The sequence below is a fragment of the Cryobacterium sp. AP23 genome (genome assembly GCF_054075385.1).
On sequence record NZ_CM133415.1, the window covers coordinates 2,663,163 to 2,688,541 of the forward strand.

A 25,379-nucleotide genomic window follows, 5' to 3' on the forward strand; every position below is an offset into this window, starting at 1 on the left:
TGTATGGGGAACGTATGGATCGCAGGAACTCCTGCGGAGAACGTCTGACGTCATACGCTACCCGATTTGAGGCCGGATGCAAGGGTTTTCTCAAGTGGCTGCGCTCGTTTGCAGACTTCCGCGGGTGCCCCGACCCACGAAGGGCCGAAGTTTGCGAACGAGAGCGGATGCCGCGCTACGGGGCGCGGAGGTACCCGCTCTGCACGCTGCTGATCAGGTGGTCGAGTAGATCCGTCCAGGCCTGGCGGGACGCCGTGTCCACGGCCATGCCGGTGCGGATGGCCCAGTGCCGGGCGATCACGGTCACACCGTTGAACAGGGAGGAAACCAGCAACTCCACGTCCAGCGGGTCCGCGCCGGGGGTGCGCCGCTCCACCTCGACGGCCAGCGTCGTCGCCGTGCGCGCGAACGCCTCCTGCATGAACTGCTGGGCGCGGGGTCCGTTGTCGAGGCCGACCGCGGGGGCGAGCGCGACGATGGCGGAGACGAGGTCGGCGGCCCGGAGGGTCTGCGCGATCTCGTCGAACATCGAGGCCCGCGAGCCGTCACCGACCGGGGTGGCGGCAGCGGCCGCGGCGAAGGCGTCGATGACGACCCCGAGAACGTCCGTGCAGACGGTGAGCACCACGTCGTCGATCGACGCGAAGTGGTTGAACACGGTGCGCCGGGACACGTCGGCCCTGGCCGCCAGCTCGTCGACGCTGAACCGCGGCGAACCGCGCTCGGCGATGATGAGCCTGGCCGCGTCGATGATCGCCTGGCGGTGGCGTTCCTTCAACGCGACCCGGCGGTCCGGGGCCGGCGCGCTTGTCATCGGCGCGGGACCAACGGCGGCTCCGGCACATCATTCGGCACGTCAGCCGGCGCGGCGTGCGGATGCGTGCGCTCCAGCGACGCGCCCTCCACGTCGACATCCGGCAGGATGCGGTCGAGCCACTTGGGCAGCCACCAGGCGGACTCGCCCAGCAGGTGCATCACGGCGGGAATCAGCAGCATCCGCACCACGAATGCGTCGACGAGCACACCGAATGCCAGCCCGAAGCCCATGGTGCGGATGATGGCGGAGTTGGAGAAGATGAACCCGGCGAACACCGAGATCATGATGATCGCCGCGGCGATCACGACCGTGCGGCCGGCGTGCAGGCCGCGCTGCACGGCGAGGCGGGCGGGCGCGCCGTGCGCATACGCCTCCCGCATGCCCGACACCAGGAACAGCTGGTAGTCCATCGCGAGCCCGAACAGGATGCCGATCAGGATCGTCGGCAGGAAGCTCAGGATCGGGGCGGGATCGTGCACGCCGAACACCGCGCCGAGCCAGCCCCACTGGTAGATCGCGGTGATGCCGCCGAAGGTGGCGAACAGCGACAGCACGAAGCCGAGGGTGGCGGTGATCGGCACCAGGATCGAGCGGAACACGAACACCATGATGATCAGCGACAGGCCGATCACCACGGCGAGGTAGCCGGGCAGCGCCGCGCCCAGCTTCTCGGAGATGTCGATGTTGCCGCTGGCGCTGCCGGCCACGCCGAGGGTCACGTCGCCCTCGAGCGGGGACAGGTCGCGCAGGTCGCGCACCAGCTGTTCGGTCGACTCGCTGGTGGGACCGTCCCCGGGGATGACCTGGAACGCCAGCAGGGTGCTGTCGTCGGACGCGCCGATCGGGGCGACCGCGGTGACGTCGTTCTGGGCGAGCAGCTCGGTGCCGATGCGCACCTGTTCGGCGAGCAGGTCGTCGTCGCTGATGGCATCCGGCATCTCGGCCACCACGAGGAGCGGGCCGTTCACGCCGGCGCCGAACTGCTCCTCGATCAGGCTGAACGCCCGGTACTGGGTGGAGTCCTGCGCTTCGGAGGAGCCGTCGGGCAGACCCAGGCGCATCGACAGCGCCGGCAGGGCCACGATGACGAGCACGATCACGCCGGCGATCAGCGTCGCGACGGCGCGGCCGGTGCGCATCGGCTGAGTGGGAACCTTGGCAACGTCGGGGTGGCCGATGCGGGTGCGCGCCTTGCGGCTGAGCACCTTCATGCCGGTGAGCGAGAGCAGCGCCGGGGTGAGGGTGATGGCGATGAGGATCGCTACGGCCACGCAGACGGCGCCGACGGTGCCCATCATGCCCAGGAACGGGATGCCGGTGATGTTCAGCGCCAGCAGGGCCACGAGCACGGTTGAGCCGGCGAAGACCACGGCGTTGCCGGAGGTCCCGTTGGCCAGGCCGATGGATTCCTGCAATTCGACACCCTCGAGCAGTTGGCGGCGGTGCCGGTTGAGGATGAACAGGGAATAGTCGATGCCGACGGCGAGGCCGAGCATCACACCGAGAACGGGGGTGATCGACATCATCTCGATCGCACCCGACAGCGCGAGCGACGACACCACGCCGACGCCCACGCCCACCAGGGCGCTCACGATCGGCAGGGCGGCGGCGATGATCGTGCCGAGCATGACCAGCAGGGTGACCGCGGCCAGGACCAGGCCGATGGCCTCGCCCACACCGAAGATCTCGGGGATGCCCTGGGTGAGGTCGTTGGAGAATTCGGCGTCGACGCCGGCCGGCACGGCCGCCTCGACGTGTTCGACCACGGCGTCCTTGGTCTCGGGCGTCACCTCCATCTGGGCCTCGTCGAAGACGATGTTGGCGACGGCGGCGGTGCCGTCCGCCGAGACGGTGCGGATGCCCGATGACATCGCCAGCAGTTCGGCCGAGAGGTCGAGGGTCTCACCCTGTTCGTCGAGCGCTGCCCGGCTTTCGGTGAGGGTGGCCTGGCCCGCGTCGGCCTGGGCCCGCTGCGCGTCGAGCTGGGCCTGCTGGCCGGCAAGCTGTTCGAGCGCGGCGGCGGGAGCGCCGGCCTGTTCGAGCTGGGCGCGCGCGGCATCCAGCTGGGCCTGTGCCGCGGCGAGCTGCGGAGCGGCGGCATCGAGCTGCGCCTGCGCCTGGTCGAGCTGGGTGGCGCCGTCGGTGATCTGCAGCTGACCGTCGGCGACCTGCTGGGTCTGGTCGTCGATCTGCGCCTGGGTGGTGAACGGGTCGGTGCTGGCGGAGACGCCGTCGACCTCGGTGACGCTCACCAGCAGGTCGCTGATGCCGGCCTGCTGCTCAGCGGTGAATTCAGCGCCATCCGCGGTGTGGAAGACCAGGGCGCCGGAGCCGCCGCTGGCGCTCGGGAACTTCTCGGCGAGCTGGTCGGTGACCTGCGCGGTGGCGGTGCCGGGAATGGACACGGCCGAACCGAGGGTTCCGCCGAAGGAGAGGTAGCCGGCCACGGCGAGGCCGAGGATGACAACCCAGGAGACGATGACGATCCAGGCGCGGCGGGCGGAAACACGTCCGAGGCGGTAGAGCAGCGAAGCCATGACTCTCGATTCATTGTGGAACGGGTGCGGGTGCCAGCGCCGAGGTGAGGGCGGATGGCGGGGCACGGCCGAGCGGCGCGCCGGGGTGGCACTGATGACAACGTCGCACTGGGTGCAACGTAGCACTGAGTGCAACATCTATCTTATGGCAGGCCGACGCGGTGGGGCGCGGCCCCCGGTCGACCCGCGCGAGTACGGTGGGGTCATGGCGGATACGGCGCTGGTGGGTGCGGTCGCCGCACCCGACCTGCAGGTGATGACCTTCAACATCCGCCGCCGCTTGCCCACCCTGCGCCCGGACAGCCCCGACCGGTGGGACACCCGCAAACCACTGCTGCGCCGCCTGCTCGTGGCCGAACAGCCCACCCTGCTGGGCGTGCAGGAGGCGCTCGCCGACCAGGTTGATGTCGTGGCCGAGGCCCTCGGGCCGCATTACCGCTGGGTGGGTCGCGGCCGTCACGCGGACGGACGCGACGAACGCAACCCGATCTTCTACGACTCCCGGCGGCTCGAGCTCACCGACTGGCGGCAATGGGCACTGTCGGCGACGCCGGAGACCCCGGGGTCACGGTCCTGGGGCAACCTGGTGCGACGGGTGGTGGTGTCGGCCGATTTCACCGATACCGCCACGGGCGTCCGGGTGCTGTCGTTCAACACCCATTTCGATCACCTCTCCTGGCGGTCCCGGCTCACGTCGGCGACCTTCCTGCTCGACCGGGTGCGCATGGCCCGGGCCGCCGAGCCGGCTGCCGCGGTCGTCGTCACCGGCGACTTCAACGCATCCGCCGACTCGGCCGTGTACCGCCGACTGACGACGGAGGGCGGCTTGCGGGACACCTGGACGGCGGCGGCCCAACAGCTGACGCCGCAGTGGGGCACCCTCTCGCACTACAAGCCCCGCCGCCGCGGCGGAGCGCGCATCGACTTCGTGCTGGCCGCACCGGGCGTCGACGTGCTCAGCGCCGGCATCAACGCCGCCCGGTACGACGGGCGTGCGGCGTCGGACCACGAACCCGTGCAGGCCGTGCTGCGCCTGGCCCCCTCGCCGACCGGGGAACAATCCGGCTAGGGTGCTGGCATGATTCAGACCCAGCTGCGGCGCCCCACCGGCGCCGCGGAGGTCACCGCCGACGCGCTGCGCGCCCTGGCCCTGGCGGGCATCGTGGTCGCCAGCATCGGCTGGGGCCCGATCCCCGGGGTCAGCCTCGCCCTCACGGCCGGGGGGATGCTGCTCCCCCGCATCCTGGGCCTCCGGCCGAGCGTCGACATCGCCTTCGGGATCGTGGTGCTCGTGGCGGTGTGGAGCAGCGTGCTCGACATCTACGTCACCACCCGCTGGTGGGACCTGCCGGTGCATTTCGTCACCAACGGGCTGTGCGCCGCGCTCTGTTACATCGTCCTCGTGCAGTTCAGGGTCGTGGCGGATGCCGCCACCCTGCCCCGGCCGCTGCTTTCGACCGTCGTGGTCACCACGGCGCTGGGGCTGGCGCTCGGCGTGTTCTGGGAGATCTTCGAGTGGATCGGCCACACCTTCCTCGACCCCGAGATCTTCGTCGGCTACACCGACTCGATCGGCGACCTGGTCTGGGGCGGCGCCGGAGCGCTGCTCGCGGGCTGTTGCATGCGGTTCCTGGCCGGCCCGGCCGCCCTCGGGCAGCCCCGCCGAGAGAACCTGCTCGCCGACGAGGTCTGACGGGTGTTGCCGATATGACCTCCCGCTCCATCGCCCAACTGTTCCCCGTGGGGACAATTGCACCCGGTGTGCCGGGTGCATTTGTCCGCTGCGGTAACAGTTGGCCGTGCGAGGGCCGCCCAATCCCCCTTGCGGACCGCCGTCTCTATCTGATAGATATATCTCGTAGAGAGAGGAAGGGCGCGCATGGCCGTGTCGGAACAGACCCAGATGGCGGTGCTCGGCGGCCTGAGTATCGCGCCGATGACGGGCTACGCCCTGCGGGAGCAGATCCGGGATGCGCTCGGGCACTTCTGGGCGGAGAGCTTCGGCCAGATCTACCCCGCGCTGGCGGCGCTCGAACGCGACGGTTTGATCGAGCGCCAGGCGGCGGCGCGGGCCGGATCATCCGTGTTCACGATCACGCCGGCCGGCAGCATCCGCTTGCGCGAGCTGCTCGCCGAGCCCCCGCAGTCCGCTCAGCCCCGGAACGGACTGCTGCTGCGGCTGTTCTTCGGCCGCCAGCTCGGCGACGTCGCCTGCCGGGAGTTGGTGCAGGAGGCCAGGGCCAAGGCCGAGGCCGAACTCGAGGGGATGCGCGGCATCCGGGCCGAAGTGCAGGCCGACACCGGGCCGGATGCGCCGTACATCCTGCTCACCGTGCTCGCCGGTGAGCACTCCGCCCGGGCGTCGATCGCGTGGGCGGATGAGGCGCTGGAGCTTCTCGACGGCCTCGCGGCGGCGACGCCGCCCGTGCCCCTCTCTGCGACGGAGTCGTCATGAGCGCCGAGCTGGTCACCGGCGCCGCGATCCTGTTCTGCGTGCTCATGGTCGGGTTGATCGTGTTCCAGGCCGCCCTCATCTTCGGGGCACCACTCGGGCACTTCGCCTGGGGCGGGCAGGACCGCGTGCTCCCGGTGCAGAAACGTCTGGGTAGCGCCATCTCGATCGGCCTATACCTCGTCTTCGGCGTGCTGGTGCTGCAGCGGGCCGGACTGGCCGCGGTCATTCCCTGGCCCGCCGTCACCGACGTGGCGACCTGGGTGCTCGCCGCCTACTTCGTGCTCGGCATCCTGCTGAACGGCATGTCGCGTTCCCGGCCGGAGCGCTGGACGATGGCGCCGCTGAGCGCGCTGCTGGCGGTCCTCACGACCATCGTCGCGCTCAGCTGACCTGCCGCGGCACCCTCGCGGCACGCGTTCGTCCCGTCGGCACGCGTTCGCCCCGTCGCGGCACGCGCTCGTCCCGGCGGCACGTGTACGTACACGTGCCACCGGGACCAACTAGTGCCGCGAGGGCGGGCCGGGCCGGTTACGCGTCCGCGGCGGTGCGTGCGGCGGGCTCGCTCGACATGGCGCGCTTGCTCGCGGCGGGACGCTTGCGGCCCGCGACGAAGACCGCGGCGACGATGAGCGAGAGGGCGAGCAGCAGCGCCCCGGTGGTCAGCGCAGCTGAGGCCTCCTGGGCGACAGCGGCCGTGCCGTCTCCTCCTCCGGTGACGCCGGCGGAGACGGCCACGAGCACCGCGAGTCCGAGCGAACCGCCGAGCTGGTGCGCCACGTTGACCAGTCCGGAGCCAGCGCCCGCGTCGCGGGGTTCGATGCCGGCGACCCCGGCCGCGGTCATCGGCGCGAAGGCCAGGCCCTGCCCGAACCCGATCAGCACCATCGGCAGGGCGACGGCGGTGAGGTAGTCGCTGTCGACGCCCACCCGGCCGAGCCACAGCATCCCGACGAAGGTGATCCCGATGCCGGTGACCAGCAGCGCCGAGTTGCCGAACCGGCGCGTGAGGCGCGGGATGCCCAGCGCAACGGCGAAGTTCACCACCGTCATCGGCAGGAAGCCGAGTCCGGCCTGCAACGGGCTGAAGCCGAGCACTCCCTGCATGTACTGGGTGATGAAGAAGAAATAGCCCATCATGGCGCCGAGGAAGAGCATCCGGGCGCCGTTCGCACCGGACCGCTGCCGGTTGCGGAACAAACGCAGCGGCATGATCGGCTGGGCGGCCCTGGACTCGACGAGCACGAACAGGGCCAGGAGCACCACACCCGCGGCGACCGCGGCGAGGGTGACCGGGTCGGCCCAGCCCTCTTCGGCCGAGCGCACGATGCCGTAGACGAGCGCCGTCATGCCCAGGGTGGAGGTGATGGCGCCGAGCACGTCGAACCGGCCGGACTGGCGGGTCGACGCGGGGATGAAGCGCAGCGCGGCGATGATCATCAGCGCGCCGATCGGCACGTTGATGAGGAACCCGACCCGCCACGAGGTGAGGTCGGCGAGCACCCCGCCGAGCACCAGGCCCACGCTCGCGCCGATGCCGGCGACGGAGCCGTACGCGGCGACGGCGCGGGTGCGCGCGTGCCCCTCGGCGAAGCTGGCGGTGAGCAGCGACAGGGTGGCCGGCGCGAGGATCGCGGAGCCGACTCCCTGTACGGCCCTGGCGACCAGCATCCACTCGGCCGATTGGGCGGCGCCGATGGCGAGGGACGCCAGCGCGAAGATGCTCAGCCCGATGATGAACATGCGACGGCGGCCGAAGACGTCGCCGGCGCGGGCGCCGAGCAGGAGCAGCCCGCCGAAGACCAGGGTGTACGCGTTCTGCACCCAGGACAGCCCGGCGGTCGTGAAGCCGAGGTCGTCGCGGATGCGGGCCAGGCCGGTGAACACGATCGAGTTGTCGAGGATGATCATGAAGTAGCTGACCAGGATGATCGCCAGGATCGCCCCGGTATGCGCCCGGGTGGGGCTCTCACTGGGTGCTGTCGTCGTCATGCTGCTTCTTTCACTGGAACGGGTGGGGCTGTGTTCCAGTCAAGTGGCTCGCGTGAAGTGGGTACAGGTCCTGCCAGGGCAGGTACTGGCAGGACCTGTCAGCAGAGACATCGTCACCGACGAGAATCTGCCCAAACCACCAGCTACTCGGCGGCACCCTCGAGGAGGATCGCGAGCTCGTCGAGTTCGACGTCCCAGCCCTCTCGGTTCTGCTCCAGACGGTCGCGACGGTAGCGGGTGCCGCCGGGGAGGGTGTCGAAGCCCGACTCAACCACCGTGACATCCGTCCCGGTGCCGGAATCGGCGATCGTGAAGCGCACGTGCGTCGAGTACTCGTCGAGTGCTTCGGCGGGGATGCCCGACCACCGGAAGCCGAACGCGACACCGGGCTCTACCTCGGTGATTTCGATCGGGAAGCTGCCGTAGTCCTCCCAGTCGATGCTGCCGGTAACCCCGGGCTCGAGCGCGGCGAACCCCACACCGTCTCCGAACCACTTCACCATCACCTCGGGGTCGGTCAGCGCCTCCCAGACGCTCGCGCGGGAGGCCTCGATGTGCACGGTGCGGGTCACGGTGTGGCCCTTGATTCTTGCGTGATCTGACACGGTGTTTCCTTCGCGGTCGAGCTGAGTGCGACGAGACCTTGCCCGCCGAGCGGCGTGGACAGTTCTGCCAACGCGCTTCATCGAGAGTACCCAACCCGGCAGGCGTACGCTCGGGGTCACCATGCCCACCTCACCGTTTGTCGCCCTGTTGCGCGGGATCAACGTCGGCGGCACCAACCTGATCGCCATGCCGGCCCTGGCCGAGTGCTTCCGGGAGGCGGGCTACACGGATGCCCGCACGGTCGCCCAGAGCGGGAACGTGCTGTTCACCGCACCGCCGGCCGCCGCCACCGCCCTGGAAGACACCGCCCTGGAGGACACCGGCCTGGAGGACACCCTCGAGCGGATGCTCCGCGTGCGCTTCGGCATTCCGCTTCTGGTGGTTGTGCGCTCCCGGCAGGAGCTGGCTGCCACGGTTGCCGCGGCACCGCCCGACCACGGGTCGGCGGAGCTGCGCAGCGAGGTGTTCTTCCTCAAGCATCCGCTCACGGTCGACGAGGCGTGGGCGCAGCTGCCGCAGCTGCGGGAGGGGGTGGATGCGGTGGCGAAGGGCCCCGACGCGATCTACTTCTCCCGGGTGGCGGCGCGGGCCACCACGACCCGCATCACCCGGTTCATGAGCCTGCCGGTCTTCCAACGGGTGACGGTGCGCAGCTGGCGCACCACCACGCGCCTGCTCGAGGCGCTCGACCGCGGCTGACCGGTACGCCGCCGTCAGGAGTGCGGCAGGTGTTCCTTATCGTCGATCGCGCGGTTGCGCACGTTCTTGATATGCCGCTCCATCGACACCCGCGCGGCCTCCGCGTCGCCCAGCCGGATCGCATCCAGGATCTCGGTGTGCTCGGCGATGGCCCGGTCGGCGTCGCTCACCACGAGCCCGCCGAAGAGCCGGAACCGTTGCACATGCCCGCCGAGGGCCGTGTACGCGGAGAGCAGGAAACGATTGCCGGACTGCTCCGCGATGAGCCGGTGGAAGCGCTCGTCGGCCAGCCAGTACGGCCGGATGGTCTCCGCCCCGTTCCGCTCGGCCGAGCGGGACAGCTGCTGGATGGAGGAGTCGAGTTCGGTGACGAACTCGTCGGTGGAGTGCCCGCAGGCCCGGAAGGCGTTCTCCGGTTCGAGCACCAGCCGGGCCTCCATCAGCTCACTGAGTTCGTCAACCGAGAACAGCGGTGCGACCTTGTAGCCCTTCAGCGCGGCGCGGATCACCAGTCCGGTGGATTCCAGCCGGGCGAGGGCTTCCCGGATCGGTGTCGGTGAGATTCCGAAGTCCCGGGCGAGCGCGTCGATGTTCAGGCTTTCGCCGGCCGCCAGGCGCCCGTCGATGAGCGCGGCCAGCAGCTCTTCATAGACCTGATCGGCCAAAACCTGGCGGGACGCCACCCCTTTTACGAACGATCCCGTCGACATTGTCTCACCCTAGCCGACGAGCATTCGGGCGTCCCGCCTGTGTGCCGCACTCACCGCGATCGGTCATCGGGTGAGCTGACGGCTGCGGCTGCCCGCCGTGCGGCGTTCGTGGATACGGCGGCCGACGGAGGGCCCGGCGGCCAGCACGACGGCGAGCACCAGCACGATGACCGCGATGGGGCTCTCGAGCAGGATGAAGAAGCTGCCCTGGCCGAGTGCGGAGGTCTGCACGAGCGACTTCTCGAACAGCGGGCCGAGCACGAGGCCCAGCACCAGCGGGGCAACGGGCAGGTCCAGTTCCTTCATGATGAAGCCGACCACACCGAAGATCACCACGAGCACGACGCTGAACATGTTGTTGCTGACCGAGTACGCGCCGACCAGGCTGGTGAGCAGGATGATCGGGTAGAGGTAGCCGTACGGCAGCCGCAACATCTGGGCGAACACCGGGGCGAGCGGCAGGTTGAGCACCAGCAGCATCACGTTGCCGATGAAGAACGACACGAGCAGTCCCCAGATCAGGGTGGGGTTCGTCTCAAACAGGAGCGGCCCGGGCTGGAGCCCGTAGATGGTGAAGGCGCCCAGCAGCACGGCGGTGGTGCCGCCGCCGGGGATGCCGAGGGCCAGGGTGGGCACGAAGTTGGCGTTGGCCGCGGCGTTGTTGGCGCTCTCCGGGGAGGCGACACCCTCGATGGCGCCCTTGCCGAAGTTGGCCTTGTTCTTGGAGATGCGCTTTTCGATGCCGTAGGACATGAACGAGGCCAGCGTCGACCCGGCGCCGGGCAGGATGCCCAGCACGAATCCGATGCCGCTGCCGCGGAGGATCGACGGCATGCTGCGCTTGAGCTCGTCCCGGGTGATGACCATGTCCTTGAACCGCGCCTTGATCGGTGCGGCGGCGCCGACCCGGATCTGGTGCAGCACCTCGCCGACGGCGAAGAGCCCGATCATGACCTCGACGAAGGGGATGCCGCCGAGCAGGTCGATGTTGCCGAAGGTGAACCGGGCGTTGCTGAAGCCGGTGGCCACCCCGACGGTGGAGATGAGCAGGCCCATCGCGGCCATCATGAGGCCGCGAGCCAGGGAGCCGCCGGCGAAGCTGACGACGATGACCAGGCCGAGGATCATGATCGCGAGGTTCTCGACCGGCCCGAAGTTCAGCGCGAGTTTGGCCAGCGGCGGCGCGAGCGCCATCAGCAGGCCGAGCGAGATGATCGCGGCGATGAACGACCCGATGGCGGAGATGGCCAGGGCGGCACCCGCCCGGCCCTTGCGGGCCATCTGGTAGCCGTCGAGCGTGGTGACCACGCTTGCCGCCTCCCCCGGTGTCGAGATCAGCACCGAGGTGATCGTGCCGCCGTATTGCGCGCCGTAATAGATGCCGGCGAGCATGATCAGCGCCGTGACCGGCTCCAGGGTGAGGGTGAGGGGAATGAGGATGGCCACACCGGTGGTGGACCCGAGGCCGGGCATCAGCCCGATGACCGTGCCGAGCACCACGCCGATGAAACACCAGAAGATGTTCTCGAGCGTGAGCGCGGTCTGGAAGCCGAGCAGGAGGTTGTCGAGCATTGTTGGCTCCTAGATCAGGCCGAGCAGGCCCTGCGGCAGTGGAACCCGCAGGACGACGACGAAGATCAGATAGGTGGCGCCGAGGGCGACCACGGTGACAATCAGGGAGGGCAGCCACTTGCGCCGTTCGACCGCGACCGCAATGGCGATCAGCATCAGGCCGAAGGAGATGAGGAAGCCGAGGAGCGGCACGAGGGCGACGGTGACGATGATGATGCCGAGGACCGCGAGCAGCATCCGGTTGCGTTGGTGCTGGGTGCGGCCGAAGATGTCGATATCGGCCGGCTCCATCTCTTCCCGCAGGGTGATCGCGGCGGTGTCGCCGATCAGGGCGGCGTCGTCGTCGTAGACGTCGTGCTCCGGGGTGCGGCGCAGCTTGTTGACCAGGTCGATCGCGGCGAAGAGGGCCACCAGGCCGCCGGCCACCGCCGGGAGGAAGCCGGGGCCGATCTCGCCGTTCTCCTGCAGCACCTGGTAGCCGAAGCCGCTGACCACGGCGTAGAGGCCGATCAGTCCGAGGACGGCGTCCCAGGCGATGCCCGCCCGGTGCGTGAGGGTCTCATTCACTTGTTGATCACTTTGTCGAGGTCGGCGGAGTTGCCTTCGAGGTAGCTGGTGAACTCGTCGCCGTAGACGGCGTTGGGCTGCATCAGGTTGTCCTCGATGTAGGTGGTGTAGTCCTCGGACTGTTCGAATTCCTTCGCGGCGGCGATCCAGTACTCGGTGGCTTCCTCCGAGATGTCGCCCGGTGCGATGAAGCCGCGGAACTGGGCGAAGGCCACGTCGATGCCCTCTTCCTTGGCGGTGGGGATGTCGGCGAGTTCCTCGTACTCGTAACGCTCTTCGGAGAAGGCGCACAGGGCCTTGAGGTCGCCGGACTGGATCTGGCCGAGGACCTCGCCGGGGTTCAGCGACGCGACGTCGACCTTGCCGCCGAGGAGGGCCGCGAGTACCTCGCTGCCGGATTCGAAGGGCACCCGGTCGAATTCGACGTTCTCGGCCTGCTCGACGAGGGTGAAGACGATCTCGTCGAGGCTGGTTGCGCCGGACACCGCGGCGATCACGCGGTCGTCCTTGGCCTTGTCAACGACCTCGGTGCAGGTTTCGAACGGGGAGTCCTGGGGGACGACGAGGAGCGTGTAGTCATCGCCGAGCTTCATGATCGGCGTGAAGCTGGTGTAGTCGAATTCCACGTCCTGGGTGAGGGGCAGCGCGAGCAGCGCGGTCTCCGCGGCGAGGAGGTAGTTGTCCTTGCCCTTCTGGGACAGGAAGTAGGAGTAGCCGACCGCGCCGGATCCGCCCTCGCGGTTCTCGACGCTCACGTTGACGTCGGTGACCTTCTCCAGCCCCGCCGCGATGCCGCGACCGGAGAGGTCGCTGCCGCCGCCGGCGCTGAACGGCACGATCATGCGGGCGTCGGCCGACGGGGCGAATTCGCCGTCTTCGGCTCCGGCGGCGCCGCCGGCCGCACAGCCGGCGAGGCCGGCAACCATGATGAGGCCCAGGGCCGAAACTTTCAGAATGCGTGACGCCATTGTCGTTCTCCTTGTATTGATAGTGCGCAGGTGCGGGTTGGTGCTGCTGAGGGATGGTGCGGGTGAGGTTGATGGGTTCATGTGGATACCGCGGTTCGGTCGCGCGCTTCGTCGAGGACTCGAGCGAAGTTGTCGGGGTCGTGGGCGAAGCGCCCGAGGAAGAGGCCGGAAACGGCTGGGAGGTCGGCGAGCAGGCCCGGTCCGGCACTGCCGCCGTAGAGCACCGGCCAGGGCCGGGGCATCCGATCATGCAGGGCGCTGACCACCTCATTGACGAACCCGGCGTCGGCGGGACGGCTGGCGCCGATCGCCCAGACGGGTTCGTAGGCGAGGACCAGGCTGATGTCCGGCCCGGTGAGCGCGATCGCGGACTCGATCTGGCCCAGGACGACGGTGACGGCGTCGGCCGTGGACTGGCGGGTGGGTTCCCCCACGCAGAGGAGCGGGATCAGGCCGGCTGCCACGCTGGCCTGCACCTTCGAGGCGATGTCCTCGTCGGATTCGTGGGCGAGGGCGCGCCGTTCGGCGTGGCCGATCTCGGCGTAGCCCGCGCCGATCTCGGCGAGCAGGCCGGCGGTCACCTCGCCGGTGATCGGTCCGGCTTCGATGCTCACGTTCTGGGCGCCCACGCTGATCGGCGAGGCCGCGAACAGCTCCACCGCCGCGGGGATGACCGGGAAGGTGGGGAAGACGGCGATCTGCAGGTTCGACTGCGCCACCCATGGCCGCTCGCCGACCAGGGCGCGAACGCGCTCCAGCCAGGCGAGCGACTGCGCGTAGCCCAGGTAGGTCTTGGTGCTGACGAAGACGAAAGTCCCTGCAGCGGATGTGGTGAAGGTCATGTCGTCCTCCTCAGCGGGTTGATGGTGGATGGTGGTTACGCGGTGACCGGCAGCCGGCGGGACGCGATCTCGACCGCGAGGTCGAACGCGTGCGCGGTGGCGCCGAGGTCGGCGATGCCCTTGCCGACGATGTCGAACGCGGTGCCGTGGGCGGGGGTGGCGATGACCACCGGCAGGCCGCCCTGGATGGTGACGCCGCTGTCGAACCCGATGAGCTTCATCGCGATCTGGCCCTGGTCGTGGTACATCGTGACCACGCCGTCGAAGTCGCCGCGCTTGGCGGCGAGGAAGACGGTGTCGGAGGGGAACGGGCCGGAGGCGTCGATACCGAGTTCCTGTGCGGCCACGACCCCGGGGGCGATCTCGTCGATCTCCTCGCGGCCGAAGTTGCCGTTCTCACCGGCGTGCGGGTTGAGCGCACACACGGCCAGGCGCGGGTTGGGCAGGCCGGAGTCCTTGAGCACGCTGTCCAGGAGCTGGATCGCGGCCACCACGGCGGGGGTCTTGATCTTCGCGGCGACCTCGGAGATCGGGATGTGCGAGGTGACCCGGGCGGTGAAGAGGCCGGGGAGCACGTTCAGTTCGCTGGTGACCCCGGTGTGTCCGAGTTCCTTGGCGAACCAGCGCAGCTCGTCCTCCTCGTGCATGCCGGCCAGGTGCAGGCTGGTCTTGTTCAGCGGGGCGAACACGATGGCGTCCACGTCACCGCTGTTGGCCAGGGCGAGGGCGCGGTGCAGCTGGTGCTTGACCCGCGCTCCGGCCTCGAGGCTGACCTTCTTGGTTTCGATCGGCACGGCCGGGGCGGTGCCGTCGTCCAGGACCACGGCGTAGCCGACCTTCGGGGTGTCGCTGATCGGGATGGTGACGCCGGCCACCTGGGCGGCCGCGGCGACCTCGGAGGCGTCGGCGAGGATGTACACCTCGGCCGAGGCCAGGGTCTGCGGGCGGGCCAGCAACTTGGCGGCGAGTTCTGGGCCCACTCCGGCCGGGTCGCCGAGGGTGAGGGCAATTCGTGGTCGGCGCTGCACCGACGTGTCGTTCGACATCAGCTGGTTCCTTCGTAGCTCGTGATGACATCGACTTTCGACGCCGATGAGGATTGGGGGTCGAAACTGTAGCCGAGCCATTCACCGACGAGTCGCCTCGCCAGCTCGATGCCGATCACGCGCTGGCCCATGGTGAGGACCTGCGCGTTGTTGCTCAGGATCGCGCGCTCGACGGAGTAGCTGTCGTGCGCGGTGACGGCGCGGACGCCGTTGACCTTGTTCGCCGAGATCGCGACACCGAGTCCGGTGCCGCAGATCAGCAGCGCTCGATCGACTGTACCTGCCGCGACGAGGCGGGCCGCGTCGACGGCGACGTGGGGGTACGCCGTGGTGTCGGCCGCCGCGTTCGTGCCGACGTCGACAACCAGTGCGACCCTCGGGTCTCCCTCGAGGTCGGCCTTGAGGATGGTTTTGTAGTCGTAACCAGCCTCATCGCTGCCGATCGCGATGCGCAGTTGGGTGTTCATCGGAGACTTCCTTCTTCGCTGTGGGTTTGGGCGAGGGTGCGAGTGATCGACGCGCCGATGGCGGTCGCGATGAGGGCAAAAGAAGTGGCGCCCGCATCCGGGTGGCCGAAACTTTTTTCGGCGAGCGGCCGGGCCCGGCCGAGCCTCGGCCTGAGGTCGGCCGTCGCGGCGGCCGCGGCGGTGGCGACGGCCGCGGCGTCCTGCCAGAGCCGGTCGGCGGAGTCGGCGTTGTTGAGGGCACCGCCCTCGAGGCCGTTTTCCAGGGCGGCGACGAAGGGGGCGAACGCATCGATGATGGTCTTGTCGCCGACCATCGCGCCGCCGAGGTCGGTCATCGCGTTCAGGCCGGCGCCGGCGCTCTGCACGAGGGTGGCGCGGTCGAGGTGCCCGGCCGCACCGAGTGTGCTGCCGATTGCGCGCCAGGTGACGCCCCAGAGGGCACCGGAGGTTCCGCCGGCGCTTTCGGCCCAGGCGGTGCCGGCCGCCTCGAGCACCTGGCCGACGCCGGCGCCACCCTCGAGGGCCAGCGCGGCCGCGGCGACCGCGCCCTGGGCGCCGGCCACCATGCCGATTCCGTGATCGCCGTCACCGGCGATGGCGTCGAGCCGGCCGAGCGCCTCCTCGTTCTGCACCAGGGTGTCCCGCACGAGCGTGATCAATTCCAGCGCGAGCGGGGCGGCGGCGTGCTGCTCGGCGCCCTCGGTGACGGCGGCGGCGACGAGGGCGTCGTCCTCGTGCAGGCTGTCGTCGGCTTCGGCCCGGATGGAGCCCTTGCGGAACGCCGGGGCATCCGCGGGGTGCTCCCAGAGGTCTTCGAGTTCGGCGTCGACCCAGAACAGGGTGAGGGAGACGCCGGCCATGTCGAGGCTGGTGACCAGTTCGCCGCATTCCGGAGCCACGACCGTGAGCCCGGCGTCGGTGAGCAGTTCGCTCACCGCGGCGTAGAGCACGAACAGTTCGTCGTACTTGACCGCGCCGAGGCCGTTCAGGATGGGCACCACGCGGTCGGTGGCTTCCGGCGGCTTCTCGGCCAGGAGCTTGCCCACCAAGAGCGCTGCCAGGTCGCGGGCGGTGGGGATCGGCTCCTCGGAGATGCCCGGTTCGCCGTGGATGCCCAGGCCGACCGCCATCATTCCGGCCTCGACCGAGAACAGCGGTGTCGAGGCGCCCGGCAGGGTGCATCCGGTGAAGGCGACGCCCAGGGAGCGGGTGCGGTAGTTGGCGCGCCGGGCGACCTCCTCGGTGGCGTCCAGCGAGTAGCCCGCCTCGGCGGCGGCCCCGGCGATCTTGAACACGGTGAGGTCGCCGGCGATGCCGCGGCGCTTGTGCAGTTCGTCGATCGAGCCGCTGGCGATGTCGTCGGTGACGATGACGGTGCGCACGTCGATGCCCTCGTCGCGAAGCTGCTTCTCGGCCTGGCCGAAGTTGAGCACGTCGCCGGCGTAGTTGCCGAAGCTGAGGATGACACCGGCACCGCGGTCGACCGACCGGGCCACCCGGTAGACGTGCCCGGCGGAGGGGGACGCGAACATGTTGCCGCAGGCCGACCCGGAGGCCAGGCCCGCGCCGACGAGCCCGGCGAAGGCGGGGTAGTGGCCGGATCCGCCGCCGACCACGAGGCCGACCTGGCCGGTGGGGATGCGGGTGGACCGCACCACGCCGCCGTCGATGCGGCGGACGTACTGCTTGTTCGCGGCGACGAACCCGGCCAGCGCCTCATCGGCGAAGCTGTGCGGGTCGTTCAGGATGCGCGTCATCTCGTCTCTTCTTTCATTGGCAGCTGGTCTTTCACTGGCAGCCGTTCGGGGGCGGGGCTCCTCGGGGCTGAGCTGGTTGGGGCCTCAGGGAGCAGGGTGCGGAGGTAACGCTGGTTGATCGCGCTCACACCGAGCCCGTCGCCGCCGTAGTGCTCGCAGCAGAAGATGCCGGAAAAGCCCAGCTCGAGGGCGCGGTGAACCGCGCGCCGGTAGTCGATGAAGCCCAGCGCCAGCGGTGCGGGGATCGAGACGATGGATCCGGTGTCGGGGTTCTCGTCCCGGAAGTAGTTCTTGACCTGCCAGTAGTTCGCGTACGGCAGGGTCTTTTCGAGCATCTCGGCCCAGTCCTCGATCGGCCGGTGCAACCGCACGAGGTTGCCGATGTCGGGGTTGATGCCCACGTTCGGCCGGTCGATGTCGGTGATCAGTCGCACCGCGCTGTCGGCGGTGCCGAGCAGGGTGTCTTCGTAGAGTTCCACCGAGACCTGCATGCTGTAGTCCTCGGCGTGCGAAGCGAGGTCACGGATGCGGTCGACGGCCAGCTGCCAGAAGTCGGGGTCCCCCACCGGGTCGACGGCGCCCTGCGCGGTCCAGAACCACAGGCGCGATTTCTGTTCCGCCGTCAGGGTGCGGTGGAGTCCCAGGGAAAGCACGTTCACGCCGAGAGCCGCCGCCGCTTCGAGCGTGCGGTGCGTGTAGGCCAGGTTGTCGGCGCCGGACTCGGGATCGACGACGCTCTTCCGCGTGATCGACAGGGAGGGAATGCTGACTCCCGCTTCCACGGTGGCGAGCTCGAAGTCGTCGAGGCGTTTCGGGCTCAGGTCCCCGATCCGCAACCAGCTGTCGGTGAGGTCGACGTGGGTGAAACCGGTCGAGGCCACTTCGGCGAGGGTCGATACCCACTCGCTCGGATTCGCGTCCTGCACCGATGAGCCGTCTCGCAGCTGCCCCGGAAATTGCAGCAGCGCGGCGGCGATCGGCCAGTCCTCGCGTGTATAGGTCACTTGTTCCACTCCATTGTGTTTCGCTGCGTTGAGGGCGGCGTGTGTTGATGTCCTGATTTCCTACATCTTGATTCCTATAGGATCTATGACAGGTCGATGATTTGTCAAGAATTTGTCAGGAAATTTCTTTCGACCCGGTCCCAGCCCCCTGAATCAGCGGTAACCGGCGACTGCTACGGTGGAGCCACTCCACACCCCCGGGTGCCAGACAGCCGTCGAGAGGTGACCGCATGGCCGGGTCCGCCGTTGTCGTTCCGATCGCCCCGCGTCTGCAGCGGGACCGCTACCTCGTGCCCGATGTGGCCAGGGGTGTGGCCATCCTGGCGATGCTCGTCGCCCACGCCGGCCCGATCATGGTCGACCAGCCGCCGGCCACCGCATTCCTGCAGGGCCAGTTGAACGACCTGGCCTCACCGCTGTTCGCCGTAACCATGGGCGCCGCCGCGGCCATCGTGCTGGCCAAGGCCGGCAGCGATCCGCGCGCGGTGCGGACGGTCATCGTGCAGAACGTCATCCGCGGCGCGATCCTGGTGTTGCTCGGGTTGCTGTTGTCCACCTGGGGCAGCTGGATCGCGGTCATTCTCTCGTTCCTGGGCATCGTGCTCGCGATCGGCACGCCGCTGGTGCTGCTGCGCAGCCGGCTGCTCGTCATCGTGCTCGGTGTGGTCCTCGTGATCGGCGCCCCGCTGAACAACGCCATGCTGGCCGCGACCGGCCCACTGATCACCGCCGGCGAGCGGTCCCCGGCGAGTTTCCTCCTCGAATGGCTGTTCCTCAGCCCGCACTACCGGGTGACCAACCTGCTGCCGTGGTTCCTGTTCGGGGCGCTGCTGTTCCGCATCCGGTTCGGCGGCCGCCGGGCGGGCTGGATCATGCTCGCGCTCTCGGTGCCCGCCTGGTGGCTCGGTCCGCTCTGGCGCGGTGCCACCGACGCCGGCTTCAGCCCGTCGGGCAGCTACCTCGACACCCTGCACGACGCCGGTCTGGTGCTGTTCACCCTCGGCGTGATCGTGCTGCTCGCCTCGATCCGGCAGGAGCGGGTGGCCGCCGTGGTGCGGGCGGTGTTCCTGCCGCTCAAGGCGATCGGGTCGATCTCGCTGTCGCTCTACGTGTTCCAGGTGGCCGTGGTGGCGTGGATGTCCGCCAACGGCATCAGCTTCGGCACCACCGACCCGGTGGCCTGGCTTGTGCTCGTGCTCGGGGTGCCGCTGGTCGGGATTCTCTGGTGGCGGTTCGTGGGCAAGGGCCCGATCGAGTGGCTCATCGGCGTGGTCTCCGGCCGTTACCGCCCCCGTCGGGCGAGCGTGTCCGCACCCGGGGCCGAGAGGTAGCTCCGGTCAGGTAGCCGCCTGATGGAGGGGCTCGAGCGCCGAGTCGAGGGCCGCCTCCAGCGGCCAGGCCGACCGCATCGGCTGGCTGAGCACGAGGCCTCCCTGGATGGCGGCCAGGATCACCACGGCAATGCGCTGGGGGTCGACCTCGTGGTCGATCAGGCCGCCGGCCTGCATCTTCGCCACGCCCGCGGCCAGCGTGTCCCTCCACTCGGCCATGCTGGCGCTGAAAAAGGCCTCGAGGTCGGGGTCGGTCATCGCGGCCTGGGTCGCCAGCGACCCGATCGGACAGGCCCAGCGGCCGAGGCCGAGGTAGTAGTCCACCAACGCGGCACGCCAGGCGTTCCAGGATTCCCAGGTGCTCAGGTCGTGGATGTACGGTTCCTGCGCCTCGAGCAGCTGCTGACCTTCCCAGGTCGCGACCTCGCGCACCAGTTCGGTCTTGCCGCCGGGAAAGTAGTGGAAGAGCTGGCTCTTGCTGGTGAGGGTGGCGGCCCTCACGGTGTCGAGGGTGGTGCCGCCGATGCCCGCTGCGAGGATCTGCTCGCCGGTAGCCTCAATGATCCGCTGCCGGGTCGCCCGGCCCCGAGCGGTGATCTTCTTCTCCTCCATTCCTCGATCGTACCGTACTGGACCGCGCGGTCCATGTTGTGATACGAATGGACCGTGAAGTCCAATACCGAAGAACTCCAGTCCCTGTCCCCCGATTCCCGCCTCGCCGGACGCACCGCCGTGGTCACCGGGTCCACCAGCGGCATCGGCGAGGCCATCGCCCGTGTGCTGGCCGCCTCCGGCGCGGAGGTGGTGGTGAGTGGCCGCGACGCCCAGCGTGCCCAGGCCGTCGTCGACCAGATCACCGCCGACGGCGGCACCGCGCACGCGGTGGTCGGCAACCTCGGTGGCTCGTACGCTGACATCCGCCGGTTTGCGCAGGAGGCCACCGCCGTCCTGGGCGGCCGGGTCGACATCCTCGTCAACAACGCCGGCATCTACCCGGCCACACCCACCGCCGCGCTTGCGGATGCCGACCTCGACGCCGTGCTCGCCACGAACATCCGCGCGCCGCATGTGCTCGTCGCCGAACTCGCTCCGGCGATGGCGACCCGCGGCAGCGGGTCGATCGTGAACATCGGGTCCTGGATGTCACGGGTGGGCCTGCCTTTCGGCGCCATCTACACGGCCTCCAAGGCCGCGCTCGAGCAGATGACCCGCACCTGGTCGGCCGAATTCGGCCCGAGCGGCGTCGGCGTGAACACCGTCGCTCCCGGCGCGACGAGCACCCCGGGCAACGCCGGGAGCGCGGACGTGATCGCGGTCATGACCGCCGCGACCGTCGCAGGCCAACCGGTGCGCCCCGTCGACATCGCCTTCGCGGTGCGGTACCTCGTTTCTGACGAGGCGTCGTTCGTGCACGGCACCGTGCTCGACGTCGACGGCGGCATCGCCAACACCCGGGTCAGCTGATGCCCGGGATAACCGCACCTGCGGCCTTCGGCGCCGAGTCGACCGCCCTGGATGTCGTGCGGGGCATCGATCTGGGCGGACGCTCCGCTCTCGTCACCGGGGCAAGCTCCGGGATCGGCGTGGAGACCGCACGGGCCTTGGCGGCCGCCGGCGCGAGCGTGACCCTCGCCGTCCGGGACCTGACGGCCGGCGAGCGCACGGCCGAGAGCATTCGGGCGAGCACGGGCAGCGGTGCCGTGCGGGTGGCCCACCTCGACCTGGCCGACCTGGCCACGGTGCGGGCGCTGGCCATGTCGTGGTCGGGACCGTTGCACATCCTGGTGAACAACGCCGGCATCATGCACAGCCCCCTGTCGCGCACGCCCGCCGGATGGGAGATGCAGTTCGCCGTGAACCACCTGGGCCATTTCGCTCTCGCGACGGCGCTGCATCCGGCGCTGGCCGCCGCCGGCGGGGCGAGGATCGTTTCGGTGAGTTCCAGCGGGCACGCCTCCAGCGGCATCCGGTTCGACGACCTGTTCTTCACCCGGGATGCCTACGACTCGGGGGTGGCCTACGGCCAGTCGAAGTCCGCGAACGTGCTGTTCGCCCTCGAAGCGACCCGGCGGTGGGCGGATGACGGCATCGCGGCGGCGGCGCTGATGCCGGGCGGCATCTGGACGAATCTGCAGCGGCACTGGGACCCGAAGGTGCTGGCGGGCATGAAGCGCCGGTACCCGGGGAAGAGTCCGGCGCAGGGGGCGGCGACCTCGGTCTTTGTCGCCACCCGGGCCAGGCTCGGCGTGGGAGCGCCGGGCTACTACGAGGACTGCCGGCCCGCGGCCGTGGTGCCGGCGATCGTCGACGGCATCCATGGCGTGCTCCCCCACGCACTGGACCCGTCCACCGCCCGCCGGCTCTGGGACGTGTCCGCCGATCTCGTCGCGGCCGCCTGACCGCCTACAGGCGACGTGTCCGGGGCCGCGACCCTTCCGTTGGCCGAGCTTGTCGAGACCTGGTGACCGTGTCTGCGTTCCCGCCCCGCGTCGAAACGGCGGCTCACGGGGTCTCGACAAGCTCGACCGGCGTGTGGTCGCGACCAGGGCGGTGGTCGAGCTTGTCGAGACCTGGCGGCTAGGCGACCGACCAGCCGCCGTCGCTGGCCAGCACCTGGCCGTTCACGTTCACGCCGTCATCGCTGAGCAGAAAGGTGATCGACGCGGCGAGCGCATCCGCCTCGACGGCATCGGGCAGCAGCGCCATGCCGGCGCGCACCCGCTGGGCGCCGAGTTCAGACGCGAAGGTGGCCTCGATGTTGGTGATCGTGGGGCCGGGGGCCACCGCGTTCACCCGGATGCCGCTGGGCCCGTACATGTACGCGCTGCTCTTGGTCAGCCCGACGACGGCGTGCTTGGACGCCGTGTAGGCCACCCCGGCCGCCGACCCGCGGAGCGCCGCCTCTGAGGCCACGTTCACGATCGAGCCGGACTGCCGTTCGAGCATGCCGGGCACCACGGCGCGCATGAGCTTCATGGTGCCATCCACGTTGATCGCGAACACCCGCTTCCAGACGGCGTCGGTCACCTCGTGCACCGGGGTCATGTCGTCCATGATCCCGGCGACGTTGGCGAGGGCGTCGATGCGGCCGCCGGCGGCCTCGAGGATCGCCGCGACGGCGGAGTCGTCGGTGATGTTCGCCACCACCGGCACGATGTCCGCCCCGGCCAGTTCGACCACGACGTCGTCGAGGCGCTCCTGCGAGATGTCGACGGCGATGACCCGGCCGCCCTCGCGGGCGACCCGGGACGCGGTGGCCCGGCCAATGCCGGAACCGGCGCCGGTGACGATGACGGTCTTGCCGGTGAACCGGCCGCTGTCGAGGCGTTCCACCCACTCGGGACGCTCGACCGGGGCCGGACCGGCGGACGCCGCCGCGGTCGCCGCAGCCGGCGCATCCGTGGCCGCAGTGGATGCCGGCACGTCGCCGGCCTCGACCCGGCGCACGAGCTCGTCGATCAGCTCGGCCGGGAACTGGCCCTTGCTGAGCTTCACCAGGCGCTTGATCGCCAGCTTGCGCACCGGGCGCAGGACGTCGGCGCTCTGGCCGGCCTGGGCGAGCAGGTCCCGCAGGATCGGGCCACCGGTGGGGTCGTCGAGCCAGCTTCCGACGGAGGAATCGGCGGTGAGGGTGCTCTGGGTCATGCGAGGGTGTCCTTTTCTGTGGGGAGGACCGGCTCCGCAGGGGGCGCGGAGGCGGGGGTAAGGGAGGCGGGGGTGTCGGAGGCGCGCGTGGCGGCCGCGTGCAGCGCAGCGAGGTAGCCGAACACCACCGCGGGGGCGATGGTGGAGCCCGGGCCCGGGTAGGTGTGCCCCATCACGGATGCCGTCGTGTTGCCGGCGGCGTAGAGACCGGGAATCGGTGCCCCGGCCTCGGTGAGCACCCGGCCGTGCTCGTCGGTGAGCAGGCCGCCCTTGGTGCCGAGGTCGCCCGGCACCACCTTCACGGCCGTGAACGGCCCCTTTTCCAGCGGGCCGAGGTTGGGGTTGGGTTTCACGCCCGGGTCGCCGTAGTAGTTGTCGTAGAGCGTGCGCCCGCGGCCGAAGTCCAGGTCGACGCCGCTGCGGGTGAAGCCGTTGAACCGCTCGACGGTCGCGGTGAGCGCGGCCGGATCGATGCCCAGCCGGCCGGCGAGCTCGGGCAGGGTGGCAGCGGTGACCACGGTGCCGCTGTCGCGCAGCGACTTGCCGCCCATCAGCAACGGGGAGAACAGGTACCGGCGGCGATGCCGAACGTCCACGATCAGCCAGGACGGGATCGCCGGGGTCTGCTTGTGGTGCTCGATCATCTCGTGGCCGAAGTCGATGTAGCTCTCCGACTCGTTGAGGTATCGGGAGCCGGCCTGGTCGACGATGATGCCGAACGGCATCGACCGCTCGGAGAGCATGAACTGCGCGGTGCCGTCGTTCATGGGCACGGCCGAGCCCCACCAGGCGTCGTCCATCATGGCGAGCGCCCCGCCCGCGCGAACACCCACGTCGATGGCGGTGCCCTGGTCGCCGTCGGCGGCGGAGCTGTTGCCGGGCATGCCGTGGTACTTCTGGCGCCATTCCTGGTTCTGGGCGAAGCCGCCGGCGCCCAGGATCACTCCGGCCCTGGCGCGGATACGCACCGGTCCGGCATCCGTGGTGATGATCGCGCCGACCACCCGGCCGTCCTCGAGCACCAGCTCGCTGACCGGGGAGTTCAGCAGCACCTCCGTGCCCTGCCGGCGCACGATCTCCATGAGCGTCATCACCAGCGCCGCGCCCAGGCCGTAGAGGCGCTTGCCGGTGACAACGCCGCCGAGGGTGCGGAAGACGAACCGGGCGCCGCGCACGAAGCCGCTCGGCGTGGACCAGGCCCGGGACAGCAGCCAGACGTCATCGGTCTTCAGCGGCGCCGGGACGCTCTGCTTGATGCGGGACCGCGTGACCCAGTCGCCGAGCTTCTTGGCGTCGAACGGTTGCACCTCGATGCCGCGGCCGATCCGGCCGCCGGGCCGGTCCGGGTAGTAGTCGGGATAGTCCTTGGCGGCGCACCAGCGCACCCCGAGGCCCTCGAGCAGGCCGAACACCCGCGGCACGGCATCCACGAAGGCCTCCCGGCGTTCGGTGGAACTGGCCGGGCCGGCATCACCGATCGCCGCCTCCATGTAGGTGAGCGCGTCGGCGCGGGAGTCGGGGATGCCGAGCTTCTTCATCAACGGATTGGTGGGCATCCACAGGCCACCGCCACTGAGCATGGTGGTGCCGCCCCATCGATCGGTGCTTTCCACCACGAGGGCGGTGAGGCCCGCGTCGGCGGCGGTGATGGCGGCGGTCAAACCCGCGGCGCCCGATCCGGCTACAAGTACGTCTACTTCGCGATCCCAGTGAGCGGTCATGCGTTCCTCCTCGATCGATCCGGACAACACTGTCCGGATGTAACCTACCTCGGTGACCCAAAAATCCAAAGCGAATCGCGGGCCGAGCGCCGGGCCGGAGAATCGCCGCGCCCTCCTTGCCGCCGCCCGGGAGGTCTTCGCCGCCGAGGGCTTCTCGGCGCCGCTGAGTGCCGTCGCCAAGCGGGCCGGCGTGGGGCAGGGCAGCCTCTACCGGCACTTCCCCGATCGCACCGCCCTGGCGATCGCCATCTTCGACGAGAACATCACCGCGCTGGAGGACTTCGTCGACCGGCCGGAGAGCACCCTCGACGACCTGCTCGACCGGGTGATCGAGCAGGCGCTGGCGTCCACCGCGTTCATCGACCTGATCGCCGCCGACGTGCACGAACCCCGGGTCCAGCACCTGGGCGAACGGTTCCACGAGATCGTCGGCCGGCTGCTCGTCCGCGAACAGGAGGCCGGCCGGATCGGCGAGCACGTCGCCGCGGCGGATGTCTTCCTCGCGGTCTCCATGCTGGCCGGGGTGCTCGCCCGCAGCGACGCCGCCGACCGCCCCGAGGTCGCCCGGCGGGCCTGGGGCCTGTTCCACGCGGCGTTCACACCGCGCTAGCCCCGCTGCGCACCCGACCTGCCCCGCTGCGGACGA

At 69.8% G+C, this 25,379-nt stretch carries 25 protein-coding genes; 9 read left to right on the forward strand and 16 right to left on the reverse strand.

Going from position 1 to position 25,379, the window contains the following annotated elements:
• Nucleotides 1-175: 175 nt before the first annotated feature.
• Both ACU5E9_RS12610 and ACU5E9_RS12615 read right to left on the reverse strand, forming a co-directional pair.
• Complete coding sequence (locus tag ACU5E9_RS12610) at nt 176-814, reverse strand: TetR/AcrR family transcriptional regulator (RefSeq protein ID WP_456810260.1); 639 nt, start codon at nt 812-814, stop codon at nt 176-178.
• Complete coding sequence (locus tag ACU5E9_RS12615; RefSeq protein WP_456810261.1) at nt 811-3,354, reverse strand: MMPL family transporter; 2,544 nt, start codon at nt 3,352-3,354, stop codon at nt 811-813. The genes ACU5E9_RS12610 and ACU5E9_RS12615 overlap by 4 nt, the downstream gene beginning before the upstream one ends.
• A 205-nt stretch (nt 3,355-3,559) precedes the next feature.
• Between ACU5E9_RS12615 and ACU5E9_RS12620 the strand changes: the two genes are divergently transcribed.
• The 4 genes from ACU5E9_RS12620 (at nt 3,560) to ACU5E9_RS12635 (ending at nt 6,198) form a co-directional block, all read left to right on the forward strand.
• On the forward strand, nt 3,560-4,423 hold the full coding sequence (locus ACU5E9_RS12620) for an endonuclease/exonuclease/phosphatase family protein (RefSeq protein ID WP_456810262.1): 864 nt from the start codon (nt 3,560-3,562) through the stop codon (nt 4,421-4,423).
• Between the two features lie 9 nt (nt 4,424-4,432).
• Nucleotides 4,433-5,047, forward strand: a complete 615-nt coding sequence (locus ACU5E9_RS12625; RefSeq protein WP_456810263.1) for a hypothetical protein — start codon at nt 4,433-4,435, stop codon at nt 5,045-5,047.
• 186 nt (nt 5,048-5,233) lie between these two features.
• Nucleotides 5,234-5,809, forward strand: coding sequence for a PadR family transcriptional regulator (locus ACU5E9_RS12630; protein ID WP_456810264.1), 576 nt, complete (start codon nt 5,234-5,236; stop codon nt 5,807-5,809).
• On the forward strand, nt 5,806-6,198 hold the full coding sequence (locus tag ACU5E9_RS12635; RefSeq protein WP_456810265.1) for a hypothetical protein: 393 nt from the start codon (nt 5,806-5,808) through the stop codon (nt 6,196-6,198). The genes ACU5E9_RS12630 and ACU5E9_RS12635 overlap by 4 nt, the downstream gene beginning before the upstream one ends.
• A gap of 139 nt (nt 6,199-6,337) precedes the next feature.
• On the opposite strand, the gene ACU5E9_RS12640 is transcribed toward ACU5E9_RS12635, so the two are convergent.
• Nucleotides 6,338-7,798 carry an MFS transporter gene (locus ACU5E9_RS12640; RefSeq protein WP_456810266.1) on the reverse strand — a complete coding sequence of 487 codons (1,461 nt, stop codon included), beginning with the start codon at nt 7,796-7,798 and terminating at the stop codon, nt 6,338-6,340.
• Nucleotides 7,799-7,941: 143 nt separating this feature from the next.
• Nucleotides 7,942-8,403: an SRPBCC domain-containing protein gene (locus ACU5E9_RS12645; RefSeq protein ID WP_456810267.1), complete on the reverse strand. Its 462-nt coding sequence runs from the start codon at nt 8,401-8,403 to the stop codon at nt 7,942-7,944.
• Between the two features lie 121 nt (nt 8,404-8,524).
• On the opposite strand from ACU5E9_RS12645, the gene ACU5E9_RS12650 reads away from it, so the two are divergent.
• Nucleotides 8,525-9,103 carry a DUF1697 domain-containing protein gene (locus ACU5E9_RS12650; protein ID WP_456810268.1) on the forward strand — a complete coding sequence of 193 codons (579 nt, stop codon included), beginning with the start codon at nt 8,525-8,527 and terminating at the stop codon, nt 9,101-9,103.
• Nucleotides 9,104-9,117: 14 nt separating this feature from the next.
• Here the strand turns inward: ACU5E9_RS12650 and ACU5E9_RS12655 are convergent, their stop codons facing one another.
• The 9 genes from ACU5E9_RS12655 to ACU5E9_RS12695 form a co-directional block, all read right to left on the reverse strand.
• A complete protein-coding gene (locus ACU5E9_RS12655; RefSeq protein WP_456810269.1) occupies nt 9,118-9,813 on the reverse strand; it encodes a GntR family transcriptional regulator in 696 nt (231 codons plus the stop codon).
• Nucleotides 9,814-9,876: 63 nt separating this feature from the next.
• Nucleotides 9,877-11,385: a tripartite tricarboxylate transporter permease gene (locus ACU5E9_RS12660; RefSeq protein WP_456810270.1), complete on the reverse strand. Its 1,509-nt coding sequence runs from the start codon at nt 11,383-11,385 to the stop codon at nt 9,877-9,879.
• 9 nt (nt 11,386-11,394) lie between these two features.
• Nucleotides 11,395-11,952, reverse strand: coding sequence for a tripartite tricarboxylate transporter TctB family protein (locus tag ACU5E9_RS12665; RefSeq protein WP_456810271.1), 558 nt, complete (start codon nt 11,950-11,952; stop codon nt 11,395-11,397).
• The gene (locus ACU5E9_RS12670) at nt 11,949-12,920 is read right to left on the reverse strand and encodes a tripartite tricarboxylate transporter substrate binding protein (RefSeq protein ID WP_456810272.1); all 972 of its coding nucleotides are present in this window, start codon (nt 12,918-12,920) and stop codon (nt 11,949-11,951) included. Before ACU5E9_RS12670 ends, ACU5E9_RS12665 begins: the two co-directional genes overlap by 4 nt.
• A gap of 77 nt (nt 12,921-12,997) precedes the next feature.
• Nucleotides 12,998-13,762 (reverse strand): triose-phosphate isomerase family protein, encoded by a 765-nt coding sequence (locus ACU5E9_RS12675; RefSeq protein WP_456810273.1) that lies wholly within the window; start codon nt 13,760-13,762, stop codon nt 12,998-13,000.
• Between the two features lie 35 nt (nt 13,763-13,797).
• Complete coding sequence (locus ACU5E9_RS12680; RefSeq protein WP_456810274.1) at nt 13,798-14,808, reverse strand: 4-hydroxythreonine-4-phosphate dehydrogenase PdxA; 1,011 nt, start codon at nt 14,806-14,808, stop codon at nt 13,798-13,800.
• On the reverse strand, nt 14,808-15,275 hold the full coding sequence (locus tag ACU5E9_RS12685) for a ribose-5-phosphate isomerase (RefSeq protein ID WP_456810275.1): 468 nt from the start codon (nt 15,273-15,275) through the stop codon (nt 14,808-14,810). Before ACU5E9_RS12685 ends, ACU5E9_RS12680 begins: the two co-directional genes overlap by 1 nt.
• Nucleotides 15,272-17,032, reverse strand: a complete 1,761-nt coding sequence (locus tag ACU5E9_RS12690; protein ID WP_456810276.1) for a dihydroxyacetone kinase family protein — start codon at nt 17,030-17,032, stop codon at nt 15,272-15,274. The genes ACU5E9_RS12685 and ACU5E9_RS12690 overlap by 4 nt, the downstream gene beginning before the upstream one ends.
• Entirely contained in the window at nt 17,029-18,036 is a 1,008-nt protein-coding gene (locus ACU5E9_RS12695) for a sugar phosphate isomerase/epimerase family protein (RefSeq protein ID WP_456810277.1), read from the reverse strand. The genes ACU5E9_RS12690 and ACU5E9_RS12695 overlap by 4 nt, the downstream gene beginning before the upstream one ends.
• Nucleotides 18,037-18,266: 230 nt before the next feature.
• Here ACU5E9_RS12695 and ACU5E9_RS12700 point away from each other — a divergent pair, with 230 nt between their 5' ends.
• A complete protein-coding gene (locus ACU5E9_RS12700; protein ID WP_456810278.1) occupies nt 18,267-19,367 on the forward strand; it encodes a hypothetical protein in 1,101 nt (366 codons plus the stop codon).
• A 6-nt stretch (nt 19,368-19,373) separates the two neighbouring features.
• Here the strand turns inward: ACU5E9_RS12700 and ACU5E9_RS12705 are convergent, their stop codons facing one another.
• Nucleotides 19,374-19,979 carry a TetR/AcrR family transcriptional regulator gene (locus ACU5E9_RS12705; RefSeq protein WP_456810279.1) on the reverse strand — a complete coding sequence of 202 codons (606 nt, stop codon included), beginning with the start codon at nt 19,977-19,979 and terminating at the stop codon, nt 19,374-19,376.
• 54 nt (nt 19,980-20,033) lie between these two features.
• Here ACU5E9_RS12705 and ACU5E9_RS12710 point away from each other — a divergent pair, with 54 nt between their 5' ends.
• On the forward strand, nt 20,034-20,831 hold the full coding sequence (locus ACU5E9_RS12710; protein WP_456810280.1) for an SDR family NAD(P)-dependent oxidoreductase: 798 nt from the start codon (nt 20,034-20,036) through the stop codon (nt 20,829-20,831).
• The gene (locus ACU5E9_RS12715; RefSeq protein WP_456810281.1) at nt 20,831-21,766 is read left to right on the forward strand and encodes an SDR family NAD(P)-dependent oxidoreductase; all 936 of its coding nucleotides are present in this window, start codon (nt 20,831-20,833) and stop codon (nt 21,764-21,766) included. Before ACU5E9_RS12710 ends, ACU5E9_RS12715 begins: the two co-directional genes overlap by 1 nt.
• 178 nt (nt 21,767-21,944) lie before the next feature.
• Here ACU5E9_RS12715 and ACU5E9_RS12720 read toward each other — a convergent pair whose 3' ends face one another.
• The gene (locus tag ACU5E9_RS12720; protein ID WP_456810282.1) at nt 21,945-23,012 is read right to left on the reverse strand and encodes an SDR family NAD(P)-dependent oxidoreductase; all 1,068 of its coding nucleotides are present in this window, start codon (nt 23,010-23,012) and stop codon (nt 21,945-21,947) included.
• Nucleotides 23,009-24,733: an FAD-dependent oxidoreductase gene (locus tag ACU5E9_RS12725; RefSeq protein WP_456810283.1), complete on the reverse strand. Its 1,725-nt coding sequence runs from the start codon at nt 24,731-24,733 to the stop codon at nt 23,009-23,011. The genes ACU5E9_RS12720 and ACU5E9_RS12725 overlap by 4 nt, the downstream gene beginning before the upstream one ends.
• Nucleotides 24,734-24,785: 52 nt before the next feature.
• Between ACU5E9_RS12725 and ACU5E9_RS12730 the strand changes: the two genes are divergently transcribed.
• The gene (locus tag ACU5E9_RS12730) at nt 24,786-25,343 is read left to right on the forward strand and encodes a TetR family transcriptional regulator (protein WP_456810284.1); all 558 of its coding nucleotides are present in this window, start codon (nt 24,786-24,788) and stop codon (nt 25,341-25,343) included.
• Nucleotides 25,344-25,379 lie beyond the last annotated feature (36 nt).